Genomic DNA, 23,215 nt, shown 5'->3' on the forward strand with positions numbered 1-23,215 from the left:
CTTTTTGAATATGAAAAGTGAATTAATAAAAAAGACTTATAAAATCTCGCTAATGGCGGTTTTCAGCTTGCTGGGAATTGCGGGATGCAGCGATTTCCTGGATCGCGAGCCATTGGGGCGTTATGTTGAAAAAGACATTCCGGCGGGCTCATTTGACAGCCAGGTGTTTGGTGTTTATGCCAAAATGCGCGGTTTCGGCGTGTCTGCAATGCCTTACCTGGCAATCCACAACTTCCGCTCAGACGATGCTGACAAAGGAAGCTCCACAACTGACGGTGTTGCGCAGGAAGCATTTTATGACAACTTCCAGTATACACAAGATGAATGGTTGCTAAATAGTTATTGGTCAGACCATTATGCACTGATCATTGCAGCCAATGCGGTGATTGCGGATATAGATTCAGTTGGAGCAACAGATGCGGGAACGCTTGTAAATAAGGCAGAAGCAAATTTCATGCGTGCATACGCCTATTTCAACCTTGCAAGAACTTATGGTGACGTTCCAAAAATCGATTTCAAAGTGCGCGAATCATCCGAAGCGAACATTCCGAAATCGCCGGTTAATGAAATCTTTGCCCTTATCGACTCTGATTTAACAGAAGCATCAGCATTGCTGCCCGTTTCCTGGGAATCCAAATACATCGGAAGGTTGACAAGCGGTGCAGCGCTTTCACTGCATGCTAAGACACATTTATGGCGGAAAAACTGGCCTGCTGCATTGGCCGCTGCAAAGCAGGTGATCGCTTCTGGAAGATATTCATTGGTGAGCGACTATGCTGGAATTTTCCGTGAAACGGGCGAGAACAACTCAGAATCCGTGTTTGAATTGCAAGCGTTTTATTCCATCACACAAACTTCGCTGGGCATTGAGAATGCAATGCATCAGGGAGTAAGGGGCTCTGGGTCATGGGATTTGGGCTGGGGCTGGAATACGCCGAACAAATCGCTGGCGGACGCTTTTGAAAAAGGCGATCCAAGAAGACGCGACCCTCCTCTACTCCGGACAAGTGAATACGCCTTATAATGAGAGCGTTCCGCCTGCTACAACAAGCATTCCAAGAGCATATTGGAACAAAAAAGCTTACACCAATCCTGCAACGAGAGAAGCAACTGCAAGCCGGTTTGGTCAGTGGATGAATGTGCGCGTAATCCGTTATGCTGACGTGCTGCTTATGGCGGCGGAAGCAGCGAACGAAGTGGGTGGCGAGCAGAACATTACGGATGCATTGGCTTGGCTGGAAATGGTTCGTGGTCGTGCGCGGGGCACTAATGCGGCGATTTTACCAAAAATTGTGACCAGAAATCAAGCGGCGCTGAGAGAAGCGATCCGCAAAGAAAGACCGCGTGGAGCTGGGCATGGAAAACGAACGGTTCTTTGATCTTGTGCGCTGGGGAATTGCGGAAGATGTGCTGCATGCCGCTGGTAAAACGCAGTATCAAAACCGTCATCGCTATCTGCCGATCCCTCGTCCCGAAATCGATAAATCGGGTGGTGTGCTTGTTCAAAACCCTGAATACTGATCCTAACACAGGAATTGCAATCTTATTTGTTCAAAAATTAATCGCATTGAAATGAGAAAATATAACATCCCGGTTACTGGTGCTGGGTTTAGCATTGTCGATTTTTTCCTGTCAAAATTTTGAGAGACCTGAATTGGTTTTGATCTCTGATGACGATCCTTCTTTCAACGGCCCTTTGCAACGGCTTTGGGCGTTTGAAGGCGTCGCGACGGACAGCATTTGGGGAAGTCGGGGCAATGCAACAGGCGTATCATATGTGGAAGGCGTAAGCGGAAAAGCTTTTCAAGGTTCGCCCACCGGCCAGATCGAATATGCGTCTGCCGGAAAACTGGCCACGATGGAAAGCTTCACAATTGCATTTTGGATGAACACGGCAAAGCATGACGGCGGCGCGCAAAGTGTTTTTATGCTGCCTAACACAGAGGATTTTTGGGGTAACACTTTCATGCTCATCGAAGGAAACAACACCAAAAGTGACTCGATGCTGGTTAAATTCAACTTTGCAGGAAACTGGATCACATTTGACGGAACAAAAAATGCGAACGGACTAAACAAATGGCCCAATGCATACGGCAAGTGGAAACACGTTGCCTACACGTATGATGGGACAACTTCGAAATTTGCTGCATATGTGGATGGCAAAAGATTGCCGCTTGCTGAATCCGTAACCAACATTATGAAGGATAAACAACCTTTTGGTCCGTTGAAAATGACAAATGCTTCGAAATTTGTATTAGGCGGTTTTCAGCAACACATTGGCATAAAAGCGCCTGCTGATGCCTGGATGCTGCATTATACCGGCAAGCTGGATCAGTTCCGGGTTTATACCAAAGCGCTTTCGGACGCTGAGATCGCTGAAATCTTCACAAAGAAAATGTAAAATTCCGGGAGGGAAGTCCAGCACTTCTCTCCCGTTTTTCTATCCAATCTACGTTCCTATGACCAGAGGCTTCATGAAGCACGGCTTTTTATTGCTCATACTTTTTTTATCAGGATGCAATAGAAAAGACTCATCCGGCTCAGTTACGGATCCCGAATCACGTGATTCGACGGATAAATTCCCGGTGATATCCGATGACGAACTGCTTACTCTCGTTCAAAAACAGACATTCAAGTATTTCTGGGACTTCGGGCACCCGGTTAGCGGCCTTGCCCGCGAGCGCAACTCTTCCGGCGACGTGGTAACTTCCGGAGGCAGCGGTTTTGGGATCATGACCATTCCGATTGCGATTGAACGGAAATTTATTACAAAAAAGAGGGGTTAGAAAGAATGCAGAAAATCGTCGGTTTTCTGAAAGATAAAACGACCAAGTTTCACGGCGCTTTTCCGCATTGGATCAATGGTGCAACGGGCGCTGCGGTGCCTTTCAGTCAAAAAGACAATGGGGCCGATCTGGTTGAAACCTCTTTTTTAATTCAGGGATTGTTGACGGCTCGTCAGTATTTTTCCGGCGCTGATCCAGCTGAGGTCGCTTTGCGGAAAGACATTAATGCTATTTGGGAAGGTGTGGAATGGGACTGGTTTACGAAAGGCCGAGAAAATGTGCTTTACTGGCATTGGAGCCCCGACTATAATTGGGACATGAATCATCAGATCAAAGGCTGGAACGAATGTCTAATTACATACGCGCTCGCGGCGTCCTCACCAACGCATGCAATTTCAAAAAAGGTTTATGAAAATGGTTGGACCAAAAATGGCGGTTTCGTAAACGGAAGTGCCTATTATGGCGTCACGCTTCCGCTTGGTGAACCGTCCGGTGGCCCGCTTTTCTTCTCACATTATTCGTTTCTGGGACTGAATCCAACCGGTCTTACTGACAGTTACACCGATTATTTTACCCAAAACAAAGCCCACGCCTTAATCAATTACAATTACTGCAAAGCCGATCCCAAAGATTACGGTTACAGCGAAAACTGCTGGGGATTGACGGCCTGCGACATTCCCAATAGTTATAATGCCAATTCGCCAACAAATGATAAAAGCGTAATTGCGCCCACGGCGGCACTTTCCTCATTCCCTTACACGCCCGATGAGTCTATGCGGGCTTTAAAATATTTTTATTACAAACTCGGCGATCAGCTTTGGGGTGAATACGGTTTTTACGATTCATTCTCGATTCATGAACAATGGATTGCGGATTCTTACCTGGCCATTGACCAGGGACCCATCATTATCATGATCGAAAACCACCGCAGCGGCCTGCCGTGGAAGCTCTTTATGAGTGCTTCCGAAGTGAAATCCGGCTTGAAAAAACTAGGTTTCAGCAGCCCAAACCTCAATTAAGCGTCCCGATCAAATCAACGAAATCATGAAGATATCCCTCTATTGCTTATCCTGTATGCTTCTTTTATTCACGCAAACCAACCCGGTTTTTGGGCAAAAGAAAAAGACAAAAACAAGTCAGACAGCAACATTCAACCCGGCTGAACGGCCAAAGAACCTTTCAGACACAGCATTGCTTGAATTAGTGCAAAAACAAACTTTCCGCTATTTCTGGGAATTTGCGCATCCGGTAAGCGCGATGGCGCGCGAGCGGAGCAACATTGCATACGATTACGGCGCCGAAGTGGTCACTACAGGCGGAACCGGATTTGGCATTATGGCCATGATCGTTGCCGCAGAAAGAGGCTGGCAACCAAGAGATTCTGTTTCAGCCAGGCTTTTAAAAATGGTCAAATTCCTGGCAAAAGCTGATCATTATCACGGCGTTTTTCCACATTGGCTGAATGGCGGAACGGGCAAAATAGTGCCTTTTGGGCGTAAGGACGATGGCGGAGACCTTGTCGAAACCTCATTTCTATTCCAAGGCCTGCTCGCTGCCAGACAATATTTCGATCAAGATACGCAAACCGAAAAGGAGCTTCGCAACCGGATCCAGTGGATTTGGGATGAAGTGGAGTGGGATTGGTATACGAGAGGAAATCCGAATCAATTATACTGGCATTGGAGCCCGAATAATGGTTGGGCGATGAATTTTGAGTTGAGAGGCTATAACGAGACATTGATCACTTACATTCTCGCAGCAGCTTCGCCACGTTACCCGATCACGGCGCAGGTTTACAATAAATGCTGGGCGCAGAGTGATCATTTCAAAAATGGAAAAGAATTTTATGGAGTAAAGCTTCCGCTGGGTTTTGATTACGGCGGCCCCCTTTTCTTTGCACATTACTCGTTCCTCGGCCTGGATCCGAGGCAACTGAAAGATCAATATGCCGATTATTGGGAGCAGAATGTGAATCACTCGATGATTAACTACAAACATTGTGTCACGAATCCGGGGAAATTCAAAGGTTATGGAGAAAATAGCTGGGGTTTAACCGCAAGCGACACATATGACGGCTATAATGCACATTCGCCTACAAACGATTTTGGCACCATAACGCCAACAGCTGCATTATCATCATTTCCTTACACGCCGGAACAGTCCATGAAAGCGTTGCGCTATTTTTATGACAATCTGGGTGACAAAATATGGAGTGAATACGGTTTTACGGATGCATTCAACGAAAGTCAGAACTGGTACGCCAAATCTCACCTCGCCATTGACCAGGGACCGATCATTGTGATGATCGAGAATTACCGCACCGGACTTATATGGAAGCTTTTCATGAAGGACCCGGATATTCAGAAAGGGCTGAAAAAGTTGGGTTTTGAAAGTCCTGCGATGGGTTTAACCAGCAAAAATTAACCCCTTATTGACCTAAATTGACAGAAAGACCGGCCGTGCGCTGGTCTTTCTGTTTTATAAAATATGTTTGTACCTTGATGCATATTTTGTCGAGGCATTTGGTTCAAAAAATGCTTCATATTCACATCAAATAACGTCTAATATGATTTCATTTTGCAGATCTGCGGCATTTTTCATCTGCCTCAATTTACTGGCATTTTCAGTTTTAGCGCAGCAGTGGAAAGTTTCTGAGCCTGAAAACAACCCCGAAAAAAGGCATGAAAATGCAATGGCGACTGCAAATGGAAAACTCTATCTTTTGGGCGGACGCGGCATTAAACCGGTTGACGAATATGATTTCAAAAAAGACGCCTGGACGAGCCTGAAACCGACGCCGATTGAAATGAGCCATTTTCAGGCAGTTACTTATAAAAATGAGATTTATGTTTTAGGAGCATTTACAGGCGGTTATCCTCACGAAATCCCTATCCCTAACATTTACATTTTTAATCCCATCAAAAACGAATGGCGAAAAGGAGCTGCAATTCCTGAAAATCGTCTGCGCGGAGCAGCGGGAGCATTTGTTTTGAATGATAAAATTTACCTCGTTTGCGGCATTCAGGACGGACATTGGGATGGCCAGGTTACCTGGTTTGACGAGTTTAATCCAGCAACGGGTGAATGGAAAACACTTGCCGACGCGCCCAGACCGAGAGATCATGTGCAAGTCGCGGTGTTGGGCAACAAGTTATATGTTGCAGGTGGACGCTTATCCACCGCGCGCATCAACCAGGTTTTGAACACAGTCATTAAGGAGGTGGATGTTTACGATTTCAAAACAGGCAAATGGTCGACGCTGGACGAATCTAATAACCTGCCCACATTGCGTGCTGGTAACACGACGGTGGTTTATGGAAACAAAATCCTGGTCATTGGTGGAGAAAGTGATGCGCATGTGGCCGCACATAATGAAGTGGAAGCATTCAATCCGCAAACACAAAAATGGGAGAAATTCCCTTCGCTGCATCAGGGGCGCCATGGCACGCAGGCTGTTTCGCTGAACAAAAAGGTTTACATCGGCGCTGGCTCAGCCAATAGAGGCGGCGGACCTGAGCTGAATGATATGGAGATCCTGGACAAATAAATTGAAATCAAAAAATACGAAAATCACTTCCTAATGCGCAAAATATTAGTTTGCCTTTGCCTGCTGGCGTCTGCGTCCGGCTTTGCTCAAACAATCAAATTCACTCATGCGGACACATTGCGTGGCTCGATAACACCGGAAAGAGCCTGGTGGAATTTGACTTTTTATCATTTGAGCGTGCGCCCCAATGCACAGGATAGCACATTGACCGGTTCTACAAAAGTTGTTTATAAGGTTTTGAAACCGCAACAAACAATACAAATCGACTTGCAGGAGCCACTTGAAATCACAAAAGTAACGCAGGACGGCGAGTCGCTTACTTACAAGCGTGACGGCAATGCATTTTTTATTGCTTTGACAAAAAAACAGGAAGTTGGTAAAACAGAGGCAATTGAGGTTTCCTATGCCGGCCGACCAAGACTAGCGAAACGTCCGCCGTGGGACGGTGGCGTGCAGTGGGTGCCGGATGGAAAAGGGAACACGATCATTTCCACATCCTGCCAGGGTTTGGGATCGAGCGTTTGGTGGCCTTGCAAAGACCACATGTATGACGAGCCAGACAGCATGCTGATCAGCATTACGGTACCGAAAAATATGATGGATGTTTCAAATGGGAACCTGCGTTCTGTGGTGGGAAATGATGATAACACGCATACATTCAATTGGGCGGTTCAAAATCCAATCAATAATTATGGTGTAAATATGAATATTGCCAATTATGTGAGCTGGAAGGAAACTTATAAAGGTGAAAAAGGCGATTTGGCTTTAAGTTATTATGTGCTTCCTCAAAACCTGGAAAAGGCGAAAGAGCAATTTAAGCAGGCGCCTCAGATGTTGAAGGCATTTGAACATTGGTTTGGGCCATATCCGTTTTATGAAGATGGTTACAAACTGGTTGAAGTGCCTTATCTCGGCATGGAGCACCAGAGTTCGGTTACTTATGGCAATGGTTATAAAATGGGTTATCTGGGTCGAGATCTTTCTAACACAGGATGGGGTTTGAAGTGGGATTTCATCATTATTCACGAAAGCGGGCACGAATGGTTCGCCAACAACATTACTTATAAGGATGTTGCTGATATGTGGGTGCATGAAGGCTTTACTAATTATTCAGAAAACCTTTACACCGAATATTATTTTGGCAAACAAGCGGGTTCGGATTATGTTATTGGAACAAGAGGGCTGATCGCCAACGACAGTCCGATTATCGGCACTTATGGTGTAAATCAGGAAGGGTCGAGGGATATGTATTATAAGGGCGGCAACATGCTGCATACGATCCGGCAGATTGTGAATGATGATGAAAAGTGGAGACAAATCCTTCGCGGATTGAACAAGACATTCTATCACCAAACCGTCGATGGCTCACAAATTGAAGCTTATGTAAGTGAAAACGCAGGAAGGAACATCACAAAGGTTTTTGACCAATATTTGCGCGATACGCGGATTCCAACTTTTGAATATTCTTTTGGAAATAAAGGGCTTCAATATCGCTGGGGCAATGTTACTGATGGTTTTGATATGCCAGTTAAGGTAAAAATCGGTGGTAAGGACGAATTCCTTTATCCAACAACAAGCTGGCAGACCTTGAAAACGAAAGGCATTAAGACGTTGACGGTTGACAGGAATTTTTATGTAGAGTCTAAAGAAACGAAACAGGCATCAATGTAGATCCCAGCATTCCATAACCAGCAGATCACCGCTTTTAGCCGAAACCCTGACCATTCCATCCACCTCAGCTTCATTGCTGTTTCCGGTGCGATGGCCCAAAGTCAGGGTTTCGTTATATAAATTGTATTTCAATCCGCTCGTTTCAATGCCTTCCACCGCGCCAACCGGAATAAGGGAAATCGGTGTTCCGGCCACATACCATTTTTCAAAAGTGCCGGATAGCGGGAAGATTTTCGAATAATCATCAAACATGACCAGCCTGATTCGGTCTTTATAACGAACCATATTGGTAATGTTCGTGATCGCGTGATCTGCCCGGCGACCCGTTGCCCAGACAATGTTAGCAGCTGGAAAACCTCTGCCTATAAGGAAATCAATCGCTTTTTCAAGATCAGTCTTTTCCTGATCGGGTGTGCTGATGATTTCAATCGGGTGTTGTCTTTCGGAAATTGCGTCAAAGTCATGCTGCTGATCGAAGTCCCCCATCCAGACATCAACTTTGATGCCCAGATCGAGAACCCGGTAAATCGCATGATCTAATACAACAATAAACGGGCTCCATTCCAGAAGCTGACCCAAAAGTTCTTCACTGCACGCCTCGCCATTCGCGATAATCAACGCCGGTTCCTGCTTTTCCTTTACGATGTGGTGGGAAGACATTGATTACTATTTATTCTCGTTTGATAAAGGTGACCAGATCACCGAGTTGCTGTCTGACATCTTTGAATTGTGAATTCAATTCGCCGAATTGCTGATTCAATTCGCCGAATTGTTGATCCATGACATTAAACCGTTGATCCATAGCGTCAAAACGGTGATCTATGACACTAAACCGTTGATCCATAACATCAAAACGTTGATCGATGGCATTAAATCGCTGGTTCACAGCATCAAAGCGCTGGTCCACAACATCAAAACGTTGGTCCATCTTTATTTCAAGATTCTCTACTTTCGTTTCGAGTTTATCCAATCTTACTTCAACTCGTCCAACGCGAATGTCCAGCCGATCCACTTTTGAATCAACCTGGTTGACTTTTGAGTCCAGTCTGTCGAACCGATGTTCATGCTCACCGAATTTCTTCTTCGTGTAAGCAAAGCCGTCTTTTACCTCAGTAGTGAGCGCTCCAAGTCCGTTTGCGATGATTTCGATTTGCTTGCCTTGATCCACAGCTAAGTGCTCTAATTGTTCAACTCGTTCTTCTAAAAACATTTCAGTGATTTGATAAAAATGAATACTAAACCTACTGTTATCCGCTATCACCAAATCCTGATCAATATCGAAAAGAATCCGTTGGTTCACAAACAACACATGGGTTTAGACGTAGTCTTTTCGGTATGGTCACTGAAATAAAAGATATTTTTTACACGCCTAATGTCTTCGCCTTATTCCAATAGGCATCCATTTCACTTAATGTCATGTCTGACAACGATTTACCATCCGCTTTTGAGGCTTCTTCCAAATATTGAAAACGCTTGATGAACTTCTTATTCGTCCTTTCCAGCGCTGTTTCAGGGTTAATGTCAACGAATCTTGAATAATTGACCAGAGAAAATAAAAGGTCTCCGAACTCTCCTTCGGCTTCTTTCTGATCAATCACTTCGCCATTTTCAATGTTGAAGTTATCTTTAAATTCTTTCAACTCCTCTTCGACTTTGTTCCAAACCTGCTGTTTTTCATCCCAATCAAACCCAACGCCTCTCGCCTTTTCCTGAATGCGCATTGCCTTCACAAGCGCGGGCAACGAAGCGGGCACGCCGGAAAGCACCGATTTGTTCCCCTCTTTCAATTTCAGCTTTTCCCAATTTTGTTTCACAGCTTCTTCATCCTCGGCCACGAAATCTCCATATATATGCGGATGGCGTGAAACCAGCTTATCACAAATTCCATTCAGCACATCTTTTATGTCAAATCGCAAAGCGTCATCTGCATTTTCAGAGCCGATTTTGGCATAAAAAACAATGTGCAAAAGCACGTCGCCCAGCTCCTTTTTAACTTCCTTCAAATCATTTTCCAGAATGGCATCCGACAGTTCATATGTTTCTTCAATGGTCAGGTGCCGCAGCGTGTCCATCGTTTGTTTTCGATCCCAAGGACATTGCTCACGCAGCTCATCCATAATAGTCAGCAACCGGTCAAAAGCCATTAATTGCTCCTTACGCTGGGCTGGTAAATCGTCAAATTGTTTTTCCATAAGACAAAGATATGCCGCGCCACTTATTCCGCGGACGGCTCAGGAATTTTAAAACTCGTTTGAATTAAATTGCTGGCACATTTAGCCACTATCCGCCCATCCGCCTTAAATAACTGCCCCTCGACATGAATGATATTTTTGCCCGAGCGAATCACTTGTGACTTGGCCGTTAGAATATCTCCGGGAACAGCAGGGTTTAAAAAATCGCAGTTCAGGTTAACGGACGTAAATGCAAATTCTCTTCCAAGCGCGTAAACCATTGTGCCCACAATGTCATCCAGGATCGTTGACGCAATTCCGCCGTGCAGCGTTCGCATCGGATTACACATGTCCTCGCGCACTTCATATTCAATTTCCATCGAACCTTCCGCAACATCGATCAGCTTCCCGTTCAGCCATTTTGCGACAGGCGAGAAATTGCTGGTCATATGTTTGCCTTTCAATTGTAAAAGCAATTCAATACGCGGATTGGCTGGCAAATAAGGCGTGTTCGATTGTGAATCCATTCAAGTTATATGATTTGCAAGATGAAATGTGACATTCTAAAAATAGTAATTATCATAGAAAGATACATGCATATCCAGCAATCATATGGATTTTATTGCGACGTATCAAACGTTATTACTACCTTTGCCGAAGTTTTTGCCAGAGATAAAAGCATACCCATATATGAATTTTACGTTATCGCAAGTTCCTGCCCGTTCCGAAAAACCCAGAAAAAAAGGGATCACCATGGTAATGGATAAAGGACTCAGTGTCAGGGAAACGGAAGATATGCTGTCCATAGCGTCACCTTATATTGATATCGTAAAACTGGGCTGGGCGACCTCTTTTGTAAGTCCCAATCTGAACGAAAAACTGGCTGTTTACAAGAACGCAAATATTCCTGTCTATTTTGGAGGAACATTGTTTGAAGCCTTTGTGGTAAGAAACCAGTTTGATGATTACCGCAAGCTTTTGGATAAATATGACCTGAAATATGCGGAGGTTTCCGATGGTTCAATTGAGATGAACCAGGATGTAAAATGCGAATACATCCGCACGCTGGCCCAGCAGGTTACGGTGCTTTCGGAGGTGGGCTCAAAAGACGAGAATAAAATTATCCCTCCTTATAAATGGATCCAGCTTATTAAATCGGAATTGGAGGCTGGCGCCTGGAAAGTGATTGGTGAAGCGCGTGAGTCTGGTAATGTTGGTTTGTTCCGTGCGAGTGGTGAAGTTCGTCAGGGTTTGGTTGAAGAAATTTTGACAGAGATCGCTTTCGAAGATATGCTTTGGGAAGCTCCTCAAAAATCACAGCAGGTTTGGTTTGTAAAGCTTTTAGGCGCAAATGTGAATTTGGGAAATATTGCACCAAGCGAATTAATTCCACTGGAAACAATCCGCCTCGGTCTTCGTGGTGACACATTCAACCACTTCCTGAATGCCAAAACCAAGCAGAAGTGGAAAATTGATTCCAAGTAGTTTCAGTTCAATTAAAATATATTGTTAACAAAAATTATCTATGGAATTTCTAACGCAGTTCATTGACTTCTTCCTCCATCTGGACAAGCATTTGTTCAACATTGTCGAGCAATACGGCACGTTGACTTATGTAATTTTGTTCCTGATCGTTTTCACAGAAACCGGCTTGGTAATCATGCCTTTGTTACCCGGCGATTCCTTATTATTTGCTGCGGGCGCAATTGCTGCCAATGAAGGAACTGGCCTAAATGTGTGGCTCATCATCATTGTATTGATCGTTGCTGCGCTTTTGGGCGACAATGTCAATTATTTTATGGGTAAAAAATTCGGTGGAGAGATCAAGAAGCGAGAACGCATTCTGTTCCTGAAAAGAGAATATCTTGAAAAAACCGAAGCTTTCTACGAAAAGCATGGCGGAAGCACGGTTATCATGGCGCGTTTCATCCCGATCGTTCGTACAGTCGCACCTTTTGTTGCTGGCGCGGGAAGTATGAATTATTCCAAATACATTGTTTATTGCGTAATAGGCGCAATTCTTTGGGTTCCTTCTCTTACTCTTTTGGGCTATTTCTTCGGAAATATGGACATCGTGAAAAAGAACTTTGAACTGGTTATCTTTGGAATTATCGGATTCTCAATCCTTCCAATGATTTTCCAGTATCTGAAAAGTCGCTTTGCAAAGCCGAATGTAGCTTAAGGGCTTTCGGTGATCGGCTTTCGGCTATCAAAAAACTTTTAGATCATACATTAAAACGGCTCGCAACTTTATGTTACGAGCCGTTTTACTTTATTTTAGTTCAGGCCGATTGCCGACAGCTGACTGCCGATCGCCCCTTACGATTTCGAAGAATAATTCGGTGCTTCTTTCTGGATCATTACATCGTGTGGATGGCTTTCTTTAACACCAGCCGATGTGATTTTTACGAATTGCGCTTTTTGCAATGTCGCAATGTCGCCTGCTCCGCAGTAACCCATTCCCGCTTTCAAGCCTCCTACCATTTGGTAAACGATCTCGGAAACTTTGCCTTTGAAAGGAACACGTCCAACGATTCCTTCCGGAACCAGTTTTTTCACGTCGTCCTCAGCATCCTGGAAATAACGGTCTTTTGAACCATCTTCCATCGCTTCTACTGAGCCCATTCCGCGATATGCTTTGAATTTCCGTCCTTCGTAAATCACGATCTCACCAGGAGCTTCATCACTTCCCGCCAGCATGGAACCGATCATAATGGTGCTTGCGCCGCCAGCCAATGCTTTGGTCATATCACCGGAGAAGCGAATTCCGCCATCTGCGATAACCGGAACGTCTGTGTCTTTCAAAGCTTCTGCTGCCCACATAACAGCAGTAAGCTGCGGAACGCCGATTCCGGCAATGATGCGTGTTGTACAAATACTTCCCGGACCAACGCCCACTTTCACTGCATCCGCACCGGCATCTGCCAGAGCCTTCGCTCCTTCTCCCGTTGCCACGTTTCCAGCGATAACGTCCAGTTTAGGGAATTGCTTTTTAACAGATTTCAATGCTTCGATAACACCAAATGAATGTCCGTGAGCCGTATCCAGACTGATGACGTCCACACCAGCTTTCACCAATGCTTCAACACGTTTCAACAGATCAGCAGTTACACCCACCGCAGCGCCTACACGCAGGCGGCCGTATTCATCTTTACATGCATTCGGGTGCGATTTGCGTTTCAGAATATCCTTATACGTTATCAAACCCGTCAATCTGTATTCAGAATCTACGATCGGGAGTTTTTCGATTTTGTATTCCTGAAGGATTTTCTCTGCGTCGTCCAGTGACAAACCGTCGGAAGCCGTGATCAGCTTGTCTTTGGTCATAATCTCTGTCACAGGCTTGCCCATTTCTCTTTCGAAACGCAAGTCCCTGTTGGTCAGGATGCCGATAAGCTTGTGGTCTTTGTCAATTACGGGGATTCCGCCGATTTTGAATTCGCGCATAATCTGGTGCGCGTCGCCTAATGTTGCTGTGTCGGAAAGCGTGATCGGGTCGAGGATCATGCCGCTTTCGGAGCGCTTTACTTTCCTAACCTGCTCAGCCTGAGCTTCCAGGCTCATATTTTTGTGAATAATCCCGATCCCGCCTTCCTGCGCCATAGCAATGGCGAGGTCGAATTCGGTAACGGTATCCATTGCAGCAGAAACAAGTGGAATGTTCAGCTCAATGTTACGAGTTAGCTTGGTTTTTGTTGTTGTGTTGCGAGGCAGAATTTCTGAATAACCAGGTATTAGAAGAACGTCGTCGTACGTTAGCGCCTCGAAGAGGACTTTGGATGGGTCTGTGCTCATAGCAAATAAACTATTGTTATTTGCCGGGCAAAATTAAGAAAATGTTTGCTGCCTACCAAACATTTTGTCAAATGCCAAATATTAATTTTTTAAGAATTGCAAATCCCTCATCCCTTGCTGCGCCATGCATTCGACCAATCTCCGCATTAACCATGTAACTAAAACCAGCAGTGAAATGTGTATTTTTAAAAATTATTAAAAATATGATAAAATGGTTTAGGGATTAATGCCGGTTCCTTGACTATAACTTTGCAGCCACCAATCGAGGCCACATTCAGGATCAGATGAAGCCAACATTTACCGATGAACAACTGGTAATTCAGCTTTCCGAAAGCAATAAACGCGCTTTCGAAGAGATCTATGACCGTTATTGGTATAAGTTGTATTGCATTTCATTTCATCAGACGGGATCCAAGGAAGAAGCGGAGGAACTGGTGCATGACTTGTTTGAAAGTCTCTGGAAAAGAAGGCTGGAAAGCAACATTAACCACCTCAGTTCCTATCTCGTGATTGCATTGAAATATCTGATCGTGAATCACATCAAATCGCAGATTACCTGGCGGAAATATCAGGAATATGTGCTTTTGAACAAGATGCACGAGATTTCGACGACGGAGGAAAATATTGAGTTCAATGACCTTTCGGAAGCCATTGATAAGGCGATGAAAAAACTGCCGGAGAAAACCAGCCGCGTGTTTCAGCTGAGCCGCTTTGAAAATCAATCAGTTAAGAACATTGCCAAGGAGCTGCACATTTCCGAAAAAGCCGTGGAATATCACATTACCAAGTCCCTGAAAGTCTTGAAAGACAATCTCTGGATTTATCAGACCGATAATTGAGACCTTACCCCTTAAAAATGAATCAATACGACTTTCAGAAAACCTTGAAAAAATATCTCGCCGGGCAGCAAACCCGGGAGGAAGAGGATTTTATTCTGGAACATTTCAAAAATAATCCGTTGACTGAAACGCCCGTTTTCGAAAGCGAGAAGGCGATAATTGGAAAACGGATTAAGAAAAAGCTTTTAGCAGAAACAATTGGCGTGCCGCTGATCGTAAGATTAAAACCGTGGCTCGCAGCCGCTGCATCGGTGATCGTTGCGCTGGGATGCTGGTATTTTCTGGCAAAAGAAAAGAATCCAAGGATGGCTTCCGGGGCAGATTTCTCACCAAACGACAGCGTGATTGAAATTAAAAACACTTCCGATAAGCCGCAGCATGTTCCGCTGGAAGATGGCAGCATTGTGATTTTGAAGAAAAACAGCAGCATTAGTTTTCCGGAACATTTTGGCAGACAAAACCGGCTCGTTTACTTGCACGGAGAAGCCTTTTTCCAAATCAAAAGAAATACAGCTAAACCCTTTATCGTCTCGACAGGAACGCTGGTTACCAAGGTGCTTGGAACCAGCTTCACTGTCAAGTCCTACGATGAATCGGCTTCCGTGGAAGTCCAGGTGAAGACGGGAAGAGTTTCCGTATATGAAGGAGCGGACAATGATGCAGTTAACAGAAATGGTGTGATTCTGACCCCGAATCAGAAGATTGTTTTTGATAAAAAATCGAAAAAACTCTCGCTATCGATCATTGAAAATCCATTAATGGTTATCCCTGTTAATGAGACGGAACACGGCTTTTTGTTTTCCGAAGTGCCCGTTAAAAATGTATTCTCAGCCCTTGAAAAATCTTACGGAATTGATATCGTGCTCGAAAACGATTCAACCGACTCGTGTCTTTTTACAGGCGATCTGAACGGGCTGACCATGTTTCAGCAGCTCGACCTGATCTGTAAGTCGACCAATATTGCTTATGAAAGGCGTGGAACGGCCCTATTTGTGCAGGGTGCGGGATGCGGTGATTAGTAAAAAAAATGGCGATGATGCTCGAACATCACCGCCACCATAACCCTGTTGTTACCAACAGTTTCCTTAAATAGTTCTTGCGTTTGCGTTCACAAAAACCTTTAAAATTATGCATAAAAAAAATACCCCTCAAAAGGGTTGTTTACAAGGTCATGAGTACTACGGCTAAACAACTGATCATTGCCATCCTATGCTGCGGAATTTCTTTCGCGCACACACTTCATGGGCAGGAACTGCTCAACAAGGAGATTTCCCTAAAAGTGGAATCGCTGGAAGTAAAGAAAGTGCTTCAAATGATCGAAAAACAAGCGGACGTGAAGTTCGTTTTACAGCACATCGAGCATTCAGAATTCACAAAATACAGGCTTGAAAGAGGTTAAGGGCTCTTTGGACAAGGTTTTGGACCAGTTGCTGACGCCGCTTAATGTGTCTTATGAAGTGGTAGGAAACTCGCGGATCCTGCTCAGAAAAAAGCCGCAAGCTCCGACCGGGAACGCACAAACTTTGCAAAGCCAGGGAATCACAGCGGAGCGTAACATTACAGGAAAAGTGATTGACGAAAAAGGCGCCGGCCTTCCGGGCGTGAACATTCTGCTTGTCGGAACACAACAAGGAACGTCGACTAATGAGAATGGTGAATTCCGCATTGCTGTGCCCGATCAGAATGCAACATTGAAGTTCTCTTTCATTGGCTATGTAAGCCAGGAAGTGGTTGTAGATAAGGATGTTATTAATGTTAGCCTTGCTCCTGACGTGAGCGCTTTGAAAGAAGTGGTTGTAGTGGGTTACGGAACGCAGGAAAAGAAAGACGTTACGGGTGCTGTGTCATCGGTTAAGGGTGCTGATTTTCAAAATCTGCCTTCTGGTGGTGCGCAACAAGCATTGCAAGGCCGCGCGGCGGGCGTGAACATTGTCCGCAATGGTGGTGCTCCGGGTGATGCCGGTTCTATCCAGATCCGTGGTTTCGGAACGGTTAATAACTCTTCACCATTGGTTGTGATCGACGGAATTCCGGCGGGAACGATGAATGACGTTAACCCAAATGACATTGAATCTATTGAAATATTAAAAGACGCATCTGCCTCTGCGATTTACGGAACGCGGGCTGCAAATGGCGTTATTCTGGTGACAACAAAACGCGGAAAATTCGATGCGCCTTTGTCTGTTACGGTGAATGCGTATGTGGGTGTGACCAACCGGATCAAATCGCTGGATGTGCTCACAGCGCCTCAGCTGGCCGAAATGAAGCGGAAAGCGTACACGAATGATGACCTGGACATTCCTGCGATTTGGAATGACACAAAATATCAAACGCAGCTTACAAACTGGCAGGAAGAGCTTTTCAAGCAAGGCGTAACCCGCAATTATGACGCTTCCCTGCGCGGAGGTGGCAAATATTCAACGTTTGCCATTTCTGGTGGTTACTATAATGAGGACGGGATCATTGGCAAATCCAATTACACGCGTTATACATTCCGTATCAATTCGGATCATAAAATAGGTTCAAGAATTAAGATTGGCCAAAATCTTCAATTCACAAACACTTCGAACACAGGTCCGGACACGCAGTCGTCGCAAACGGGTTTGCTGTTCAGCGCCATTCGTTTTCATCCCGGATTGCCGGTTAAAAATGCAGATGGTTCTTACGGCTCAACACAAGGCTTAGGCGCTTTTGGAGATCTTAATAACCCTATTTTCACGGTTGATAACCAGGATAAGGAGAATGTCAGAAACCGGTTTTTAGGAAATTTAACGGGTGAACTGGAAGTTTTGGAAGGATTGAAATTGCGTGCAAACATTGGTATGGACGCCACATTTTCTGACAGCCATACATTTGATATAAAAATCAATGATCAGTTTCGCACCAATTCTTACAACCAGCTGAGCCTGGGACGTGATAAAACGTGGTCATTTTTGCAGGAATATTTCCTTTCTTATGACAAAGCATTTGGCAAACATTCGCTAAGCGTCGTGGGCGGTTACACTTCCCAGACGTTCAACAGCATTTATTCAAATCAATGGGGACGTGAATTTTCGAGCGAAGATCCTTCGTTGCGTTACATGCAGTATGCAGGGATAATCGTTTCGGTTCCTTTGGTGAATGGCGGCAACGGTGGCCGGAGTTATGATGCGCTTGGTTCGTGGTTTGGAAGAGTTAATTATTCATTCAATGAACGCTATTTATTCACTGCAACCATGCGGAGCGATGGATCCTCGAAATTTGCTCCAGGCAACCAATGGGGTGTTTTTCCAGCCTTTTCTTTGGGTTGGAGACTTTCGGAAGAATCGTTTTTCAGAAATGCATTGCCTATGTTCAGCAATTTCAAGCTAACGGGTGGATGGGGACAATTGGGTAACCAGAATGTGGCCTCCCTGCAATATCTGGCTTTGATCAACTCCACTTATCGTTATGCATTTGGCAATGGCGGCGTGCAAAATCAGGTTTCGGGTGCCGCACAAAGCAGGCTGGCCAACCTGAACATTGGATGGGAAACAGCAGAAATGAGCAATTTCGGACTGGAAGCTGGTTTGTTCAAAAACAGCCTTTATTTCTCTGCCAATTATTTCATCAAAGACACAAAGAAAATGTTGCTCGCGCCGCCATCGGTCGGCACAATCGGCAGCGCGACCATTCCTGACCAGAATGTTGGACAACTCAGAAACCAAGGTCTGGAACTGGAAGCATCTTATCGCCACACGGTTGGTGACGTGACATTCAATGTGAGTGGCAATGCAACTTTTATTAAAAACAAGATCACAAAACTGGCGACTCCGGGCGGATTCCTTGCCACACAATTGTATGGAAGAGGGCAGCAGGAAATCGTAAGAACTTATGAAGGACATCCATATGGCACATTTTACGGCTATAAAACAGATGGAATTTACCAGAATGCGAGCGAGATCGATGGCGATGCAAACATTGCAAATGATCCGCGACGCGCAGATGGACAGATTGTGCCGGGCGATGTGCGTTTCCTGGATTTGAACAATGACGGCATTGTGGACGATGATGACAGAACGATCATTGGCAGCCCCCAACCTAAAATCAACTACGGTTTTTCCGCGGGAGCCAATTACAAAGGATTTGATTTTAACCTGTTCTTCGTGGGCGTAGGCGGCGTTTCGATTTACAATGCAGACCGTATGCAAGGTCTGGACGCGAGTTATCCGTTCAATTTGTATGCTGATGCGTTGAACAGCTGGAATGGTGAAGGTTCGAGCAACACGATTCCGCGCGTGAGTATTAATAATGCAAACCGTAATTATCGTCCTTCTGACCTGTTTATTGAAAAAGGTGATTTCCTGCGTCTTAAAAACATGACATTGGGTTACACCATTCCAAAAACGGCCATTTCGAAGCTGAAAATGACACAAGCCCGCGTTTATGTGACTGGACAAAACCTGATCACTTTCACAAAATACACAGGCCTTAACCCTGAATTGGGATATGTAAACGGACAGCTGAATGTGGATTATGCGCAATATCCGCTGGCCCGCACGTGGACAATCGGTGCGACTATTTCTTTCTAAAACCCACTCAGAATCACATCGAAAGAATTCATTTATGAAAAAGATAACAATTCTATCAGGCTATATCATGCTTGCCATGCTCACGGGTTGTGACGATTTGCTTGAAACAACGCCCTACGGGCAAGTTACTTCGCAGCAATACTGGCGAAACGGCGATGATGTGGTGGCGGCCGTGAATGCAGTTTACGCACCATTATTGGACGAAGACGGCTTTGCGCATACCGAATACACATTTGATAACTGCTCGGATGACATGAACCGTGCTGGCGACCATTCGGACGAGACGGCTTTGGAAATGTTCACATTTGATGCTTCCAATTCGCACATTCTGGCTACGTGGAAAACCAAGTATGAGGTCATTTCAAGAGCCAATGCTGTGCTGATCAATGCGCCGAAAGTGGATATGGACGAGACATTGCGTAACCGCAGCATGGGTGAAGCCTATTTTTTAAGAGGTTTTGTTTACTGGAGACTTTCGCTGATCTATGGCGAGGTGCCTATTTTGCTGGAAGAAGATGCATTAGCATTGAATTTCAACAAGCCAAAATCAACATTAGCAGAAGTTCGCGCGCAAGCCGAAGCTGACTTCCTGAAAGCCGCGTCTTTGCTTCCGGTTTCTTATGCGGATGGCGATGCAGGGCGGGTTACACAAGGTTCTGCGAATGGTTTTTTGACCAAATTATATGTGTATCAGGAACAATGGGCAAAGGCAATCGAAGCGAGCACAAAAGTAACTTCGAATGCTGCTTATAAATTGGCAACAGGTTTCAGCCAGAATTTTGAATTGGCAACCGAAAACAATCCTGAAATCTTGTTCTCGCTGCAATACGAAACAGGCTGGACAGCTGACAACTCTCCTACTTTTTACCACACGCCGCAGGCATTTGGCGGTTGGGGTTTTCACGAGCCGATTGCGGATCTAGTTCAGGAATTTGAAAAAGGCGATACGCGGAAAGCTTCATCTATTTTCAGTCCTGGTGATAAGGTGGATCGCAATGAGGGCGGCGTAGAAACATTCGAGGGAAGTATGACGCGCGTGACCGGTTACGCCTTCAAGAAATACACGCAGTTTGCTGAAAACGGTGATATGAGCCAGAGTTTGAATGCGCCATTTTTGAGAACTGCGGACGTTTATCTGCTAGCCGCCGAGGCGAAGATCCGCTCGGGAGCAAATGGCGATGCGGAATTAAATGCAGTAAGAAAGCGTGCGGGATTGGCTGCCATTACAGGTGCAACTATGAAAAACATCATGCACGAAAGGCGCGTTGAATTGGCTGGCGAAAACGAAAGACATCAGGATCTGATGCGCTGGGACAAAGCCGGATTGATTGACATTGTGGCACATTACAAAATCAACCGCGGGCCGAATAAGCCTAGCCGTAATTTCGTAAAGCCGAAACATTACTATTTCCCATTGCCGCAGCGTGAAGTGGATTTGAGTAACGGCGTTTTAATCCAGAACAGCAATTATTAAGTTTTGATCAACAAAGGAGTTTCATTGATTTGCCTGCTCGTCTTTTTTACGGGATGTTCGTCCCGTGAAAAAGACATCGTAGGTTTATGGCGCACCGATTCTATTTCCAATTATGTGAATGGTTTCAGTTTTACCAACAATACAAAAGACGCACATTGGTCCTATTTCGACTATCGGGCGGACGGAACTTTGTTCGAAAGAAGAAAAGGAGAATATCGGAAATCACATTATAAGCTCGCATCAGCCGACTCGCTGGTGTACATGGATTCTACTGGAAAAGTGCTCACAGGTTATAAAATCCTCGATCTGAACGACAAGATCATGGTTTTGAAAATGTCGCAAAAGCCATATTTATCCGGCAAGAATCAGGAATTGTACGAGATAAGATATTTTTCAAAAGCAGTTCCAAAAGGGAAATAAGCTAGCTAACCAGCACCCTAACTTTCTTAATGCGCTTTTTATCAGCCGATTGCACTTTAAATGTAACTTCCCTGTGCGTTGCAATTTCGCCGGTGCGTGGTAATCTTGAAAACAGTTCGAGTAACAATCCTGCCAACGACTCGCTATTGCCCCTTACCTCATCAAAATAGTCACTTTCCAGGTTCAAAAGCCGGCAAAGATCAGTGATGGACACTTTTCCTTCAAAAACATAAGTGTTATCATCAACCTGCGTGTAGTTTACTTCATCGTCCTCGTCGTATTCATCATTGATATCGCCGAAAATTTCCTCGATAATGTCCTCCAATGTGATTAGTCCGCTCGTTCCTCCATATTCGTCCACAACAATGGCCATATGCACGCGGCGGTTTTGGAAATCCTTCATCAGGTCGTCCAAATGCTTGCTTTCGGGAATGAAATAAACGGGGCGCAGCAGTTTTTGCCAATTGAAATGTTCGTCCAGATGAATGTGCGGAAGCAGATCCTTTACATTCAAAATCCCTTCAATGTGATCCAGATCATCGCGGTAAACCGGCACCCGCGAGTAACCCGATTTATTGATCTTGTCCATCAATTCATGGAAATCCAGCTCAATATCGAACGCGGTAATGTGCAAGCGGGCTTGCATGGCCTTCTTTGAATTGGTTTGCCGGAAATTGGCCAATCCGCGTAAAAGATCGGTTTCTTCCTCGCTTTCCGCTTTTGCTTCCAGTCTTTCGGTTGTGATTTCCGCACCTTCGGGAGTAAGCACACCAAAGGAATAACCAAGCTTCATAATGGGCTGCGCGAGCGGCTGGCATATTTTGATCAGGAAATTGGTAACGCCCGAAATTCTTGGGATAAATTCCAATGCCCGCCGTGCGCTGTTGTAACGAACCATGGCATCAAGCCAGATCCATAATGCCAGACAGCCAATTGAAATCCATTTATAAATGTTGTTAGGGTCGTCCTGAATGTGAATCCACGCAATTCTAGCTGCTAAAAGCAATGCTAACATGGTAATTCCTCGCTGGATCAGCGAAAGGGCAAGCTGCTGAATGCGGTTTGGAAGCGTGCTCTCGGTGTCACTTTTTCGTTCCCAGGGATTTTCCAATGCGCCGGAAGCAGCATAAGCGGCACGGACGCCAGAGAGAAACAGGGAAATCAGGAAGAGAAATAATACGAGGATGAGGTCGTAGGGAGCAAGGAAATCAGTGGGTATAATGACTCCTGCAAATAAAGTTTGCGTACATCTTTTGGGGGACGGAAATCCCCGTACGTGTTCGGGCAAGCGGATCGTCGCTGTCTGCTGTTTCTTTCACGAATAGGTTTGGAAAAGTTTGCAATAAACTTTCGTTTAAATAAATGTAGCGATTCTGCTCACAAATATTATTCCAATGGGATTTAAAAGCTGAAATAAATACTTTTGAGCAGAATCGCCGACTTTATAAATGCTTAGAATGGCAGATCGTCGTCATCATTTCCGGCAGCCAGTGATGGCGGGATCGGGTCGGATGATCTGGGTGATTGCTGTGCTCTTGGCTGCGAAGATTGTTGTGCATAACCGCCGCTGCTTTCGCCGCCGCCGCCAGAACCCGCAGGGCCGCCTAATAATGTCATGCTGTTCGCACGGATCGTAACGCCTGTTTTTTGCTGGCCTTCTTTGTCCGTCCAGCTGTCGGTGCGGATACGGCCTTCAATGTAAACCTGATTGCCTTTTTTCAAATATTTCTCTGCGACTTTGGCCAACCCTTCCCAAAGTTCGATCCGGTGCCATTCTGTATTATCAACGCGTTCGCCGCTCTTGTTTGTGTATGACTCTGTGGTGGCAATGTTGAACTTAGCAACTGCCGAGCCGCTTTCCAGATATCTTACTTCCGGGTCGCTGCCCAGATTGCCTATCAAAATGACCTTGTTAACACTTCCTGCCATGATTTCTATTTGTGGATGATTATTAGACTTGAA

Annotated in this window: 24 protein-coding genes; 17 read left to right on the plus strand and 7 right to left on the minus strand. The window is 45.1% G+C overall.

The features are described 5' to 3' along the window. Positions 1 to 10: 10 nt before the first annotated feature. From AC0IYG_RS19450 to AC0IYG_RS19490, 9 genes are all read left to right on the plus strand, one after another. Positions 11 to 1,024: a RagB/SusD family nutrient uptake outer membrane protein gene (locus AC0IYG_RS19450; RefSeq protein ID WP_471712748.1), complete on the plus strand. Its 1,014-nt coding sequence runs from the start codon at positions 11 to 13 to the stop codon at positions 1,022 to 1,024. Next, complete coding sequence (locus AC0IYG_RS19455; protein ID WP_471712749.1) at positions 1,008 to 1,379, plus strand: RagB/SusD family nutrient uptake outer membrane protein; 372 nt, start codon at positions 1,008 to 1,010, stop codon at positions 1,377 to 1,379. The genes AC0IYG_RS19450 and AC0IYG_RS19455 overlap by 17 nt, the downstream gene beginning before the upstream one ends. Next, positions 1,357 to 1,521: a hypothetical protein gene (locus AC0IYG_RS19460; RefSeq protein WP_471712750.1), complete on the plus strand. Its 165-nt coding sequence runs from the start codon at positions 1,357 to 1,359 to the stop codon at positions 1,519 to 1,521. The genes AC0IYG_RS19455 and AC0IYG_RS19460 overlap by 23 nt, the downstream gene beginning before the upstream one ends. 133 nt (positions 1,522 to 1,654) lie before the next feature. Further along, positions 1,655 to 2,401 (plus strand): LamG domain-containing protein, encoded by a 747-nt coding sequence (locus AC0IYG_RS19465; protein ID WP_471712751.1) that lies wholly within the window; start codon positions 1,655 to 1,657, stop codon positions 2,399 to 2,401. Between the two features lie 58 nt (positions 2,402 to 2,459). Continuing rightward, entirely contained in the window at positions 2,460 to 2,786 is a 327-nt protein-coding gene (locus AC0IYG_RS19470; RefSeq protein WP_471712752.1) for a hypothetical protein, read from the plus strand. 5 nt (positions 2,787 to 2,791) lie between these two features. Next, positions 2,792 to 3,805: a glucoamylase family protein gene (locus AC0IYG_RS19475; RefSeq protein ID WP_471712753.1), complete on the plus strand. Its 1,014-nt coding sequence runs from the start codon at positions 2,792 to 2,794 to the stop codon at positions 3,803 to 3,805. 55 nt (positions 3,806 to 3,860) lie between these two features. Continuing rightward, complete coding sequence (locus tag AC0IYG_RS19480) at positions 3,861 to 5,210, plus strand: glucoamylase family protein (RefSeq protein ID WP_471712754.1); 1,350 nt, start codon at positions 3,861 to 3,863, stop codon at positions 5,208 to 5,210. A gap of 142 nt (positions 5,211 to 5,352) precedes the next feature. Further along, on the plus strand, positions 5,353 to 6,333 hold the full coding sequence (locus tag AC0IYG_RS19485; RefSeq protein ID WP_471712755.1) for a Kelch repeat-containing protein: 981 nt from the start codon (positions 5,353 to 5,355) through the stop codon (positions 6,331 to 6,333). 33 nt (positions 6,334 to 6,366) lie between these two features. After that, a complete protein-coding gene (locus AC0IYG_RS19490) occupies positions 6,367 to 8,004 on the plus strand; it encodes a M1 family metallopeptidase (protein ID WP_471712756.1) in 1,638 nt (545 codons plus the stop codon). Here AC0IYG_RS19490 and AC0IYG_RS19495 read toward each other — a convergent pair. The 4 genes from AC0IYG_RS19495 to AC0IYG_RS19510 all read right to left on the minus strand — a co-directional run bounded on the left by AC0IYG_RS19495 (position 7,996) and on the right by AC0IYG_RS19510 (position 10,702). Next, on the minus strand, positions 7,996 to 8,664 hold the full coding sequence (locus tag AC0IYG_RS19495) for a thiamine diphosphokinase (protein ID WP_471712757.1): 669 nt from the start codon (positions 8,662 to 8,664) through the stop codon (positions 7,996 to 7,998). The two genes, AC0IYG_RS19490 and AC0IYG_RS19495, sit on opposite strands and share 9 nt — an antisense overlap. Positions 8,665 to 8,674: 10 nt before the next feature. Further along, positions 8,675 to 9,304, minus strand: a complete 630-nt coding sequence (locus AC0IYG_RS19500; protein ID WP_471712758.1) for a hypothetical protein — start codon at positions 9,302 to 9,304, stop codon at positions 8,675 to 8,677. A gap of 61 nt (positions 9,305 to 9,365) precedes the next feature. After that, complete coding sequence (mazG, locus tag AC0IYG_RS19505) at positions 9,366 to 10,196, minus strand: nucleoside triphosphate pyrophosphohydrolase (RefSeq protein WP_471712759.1); 831 nt, start codon at positions 10,194 to 10,196, stop codon at positions 9,366 to 9,368. 23 nt (positions 10,197 to 10,219) lie between these two features. Further along, complete coding sequence (locus AC0IYG_RS19510) at positions 10,220 to 10,702, minus strand: PaaI family thioesterase (protein WP_471712760.1); 483 nt, start codon at positions 10,700 to 10,702, stop codon at positions 10,220 to 10,222. A gap of 163 nt (positions 10,703 to 10,865) precedes the next feature. Here AC0IYG_RS19510 and AC0IYG_RS19515 point away from each other — a divergent pair, with 163 nt between their 5' ends. Then, positions 10,866 to 11,660 carry a phosphosulfolactate synthase gene (locus AC0IYG_RS19515; protein ID WP_235129119.1) on the plus strand — a complete coding sequence of 265 codons (795 nt, stop codon included), beginning with the start codon at positions 10,866 to 10,868 and terminating at the stop codon, positions 11,658 to 11,660. A 40-nt stretch (positions 11,661 to 11,700) separates the two neighbouring features. Further along, positions 11,701 to 12,357: a DedA family protein gene (locus AC0IYG_RS19520; RefSeq protein WP_471712761.1), complete on the plus strand. Its 657-nt coding sequence runs from the start codon at positions 11,701 to 11,703 to the stop codon at positions 12,355 to 12,357. A 137-nt stretch (positions 12,358 to 12,494) separates the two neighbouring features. Here AC0IYG_RS19520 and guaB read toward each other — a convergent pair whose 3' ends face one another. Next, entirely contained in the window at positions 12,495 to 13,970 is a 1,476-nt protein-coding gene (gene guaB, locus AC0IYG_RS19525; protein WP_471712762.1) for an IMP dehydrogenase, read from the minus strand. A gap of 284 nt (positions 13,971 to 14,254) precedes the next feature. Here guaB and AC0IYG_RS19530 point away from each other — a divergent pair, with 284 nt between their 5' ends. From AC0IYG_RS19530 to AC0IYG_RS19555, 6 genes are all read left to right on the plus strand, one after another. Then, positions 14,255 to 14,809 carry an RNA polymerase sigma factor gene (locus AC0IYG_RS19530; RefSeq protein WP_471712763.1) on the plus strand — a complete coding sequence of 185 codons (555 nt, stop codon included), beginning with the start codon at positions 14,255 to 14,257 and terminating at the stop codon, positions 14,807 to 14,809. A gap of 17 nt (positions 14,810 to 14,826) precedes the next feature. Then, a complete protein-coding gene (locus AC0IYG_RS19535; RefSeq protein ID WP_471712764.1) occupies positions 14,827 to 15,828 on the plus strand; it encodes a FecR family protein in 1,002 nt (333 codons plus the stop codon). 152 nt (positions 15,829 to 15,980) lie between these two features. Beyond that, a complete protein-coding gene (locus tag AC0IYG_RS19540; RefSeq protein ID WP_471712765.1) occupies positions 15,981 to 16,208 on the plus strand; it encodes a hypothetical protein in 228 nt (75 codons plus the stop codon). After that, entirely contained in the window at positions 16,195 to 19,359 is a 3,165-nt protein-coding gene (locus AC0IYG_RS19545) for a SusC/RagA family TonB-linked outer membrane protein (RefSeq protein ID WP_471712766.1), read from the plus strand. The genes AC0IYG_RS19540 and AC0IYG_RS19545 overlap by 14 nt, the downstream gene beginning before the upstream one ends. 34 nt (positions 19,360 to 19,393) lie before the next feature. Beyond that, the gene (locus AC0IYG_RS19550) at positions 19,394 to 20,833 is read left to right on the plus strand and encodes a RagB/SusD family nutrient uptake outer membrane protein (protein WP_471712767.1); all 1,440 of its coding nucleotides are present in this window, start codon (positions 19,394 to 19,396) and stop codon (positions 20,831 to 20,833) included. 3 nt (positions 20,834 to 20,836) lie between these two features. Continuing rightward, a complete protein-coding gene (locus tag AC0IYG_RS19555) occupies positions 20,837 to 21,253 on the plus strand; it encodes a hypothetical protein (RefSeq protein WP_471712768.1) in 417 nt (138 codons plus the stop codon). 1 nt (position 21,254) lies between these two features. Here AC0IYG_RS19555 and AC0IYG_RS19560 read toward each other — a convergent pair whose 3' ends face one another. Then, positions 21,255 to 22,541 carry a transporter associated domain-containing protein gene (locus tag AC0IYG_RS19560; protein WP_471712769.1) on the minus strand — a complete coding sequence of 429 codons (1,287 nt, stop codon included), beginning with the start codon at positions 22,539 to 22,541 and terminating at the stop codon, positions 21,255 to 21,257. Between the two features lie 164 nt (positions 22,542 to 22,705). Further along, complete coding sequence (locus tag AC0IYG_RS19565; protein ID WP_471712770.1) at positions 22,706 to 23,182, minus strand: single-stranded DNA-binding protein; 477 nt, start codon at positions 23,180 to 23,182, stop codon at positions 22,706 to 22,708. Positions 23,183 to 23,215 lie beyond the last annotated feature (33 nt).

Source organism: Dyadobacter sp. AC419 (assembly GCF_979253085.1).

Excerpts from the sequence above, each read along its gene's own strand:
- AC0IYG_RS19510 (WP_471712760.1), bottom strand. The coding sequence starts at position 10,702 with ATGGATTCACAATCGAACACGCCTTATTTGCCAGCCAATCCGCGTATT.
- AC0IYG_RS19460 (WP_471712750.1), top strand. The coding sequence starts at position 1,357 with ATGGAAAACGAACGGTTCTTTGATCTTGTGCGCTGGGGAATTGCGGAA.
- AC0IYG_RS19535 (WP_471712764.1), top strand. The coding sequence starts at position 14,827 with ATGAATCAATACGACTTTCAGAAAACCTTGAAAAAATATCTCGCCGGG.
- AC0IYG_RS19485 (WP_471712755.1), top strand. The coding sequence starts at position 5,353 with ATGATTTCATTTTGCAGATCTGCGGCATTTTTCATCTGCCTCAATTTA.
- AC0IYG_RS19565 (WP_471712770.1), bottom strand. The coding sequence starts at position 23,182 with ATGGCAGGAAGTGTTAACAAGGTCATTTTGATAGGCAATCTGGGCAGC.
- AC0IYG_RS19530 (WP_471712763.1), top strand. The coding sequence starts at position 14,255 with ATGAAGCCAACATTTACCGATGAACAACTGGTAATTCAGCTTTCCGAA.
- AC0IYG_RS19475 (WP_471712753.1), top strand. The coding sequence starts at position 2,792 with ATGCAGAAAATCGTCGGTTTTCTGAAAGATAAAACGACCAAGTTTCAC.
- guaB (WP_471712762.1), bottom strand. The coding sequence starts at position 13,970 with ATGAGCACAGACCCATCCAAAGTCCTCTTCGAGGCGCTAACGTACGAC.
- AC0IYG_RS19520 (WP_471712761.1), top strand. The coding sequence starts at position 11,701 with ATGGAATTTCTAACGCAGTTCATTGACTTCTTCCTCCATCTGGACAAG.
- AC0IYG_RS19480 (WP_471712754.1), top strand. The coding sequence starts at position 3,861 with ATGCTTCTTTTATTCACGCAAACCAACCCGGTTTTTGGGCAAAAGAAA.
- AC0IYG_RS19550 (WP_471712767.1), top strand. The coding sequence starts at position 19,394 with ATGAAAAAGATAACAATTCTATCAGGCTATATCATGCTTGCCATGCTC.
- AC0IYG_RS19450 (WP_471712748.1), top strand. The coding sequence starts at position 11 with ATGAAAAGTGAATTAATAAAAAAGACTTATAAAATCTCGCTAATGGCG.
- AC0IYG_RS19470 (WP_471712752.1), top strand. The coding sequence starts at position 2,460 with ATGACCAGAGGCTTCATGAAGCACGGCTTTTTATTGCTCATACTTTTT.
- AC0IYG_RS19515 (WP_235129119.1), top strand. The coding sequence starts at position 10,866 with ATGAATTTTACGTTATCGCAAGTTCCTGCCCGTTCCGAAAAACCCAGA.
- AC0IYG_RS19495 (WP_471712757.1), bottom strand. The coding sequence starts at position 8,664 with ATGTCTTCCCACCACATCGTAAAGGAAAAGCAGGAACCGGCGTTGATT.
- mazG (WP_471712759.1), bottom strand. The coding sequence starts at position 10,196 with ATGGAAAAACAATTTGACGATTTACCAGCCCAGCGTAAGGAGCAATTA.
- AC0IYG_RS19540 (WP_471712765.1), top strand. The coding sequence starts at position 15,981 with ATGAGTACTACGGCTAAACAACTGATCATTGCCATCCTATGCTGCGGA.
- AC0IYG_RS19490 (WP_471712756.1), top strand. The coding sequence starts at position 6,367 with ATGCGCAAAATATTAGTTTGCCTTTGCCTGCTGGCGTCTGCGTCCGGC.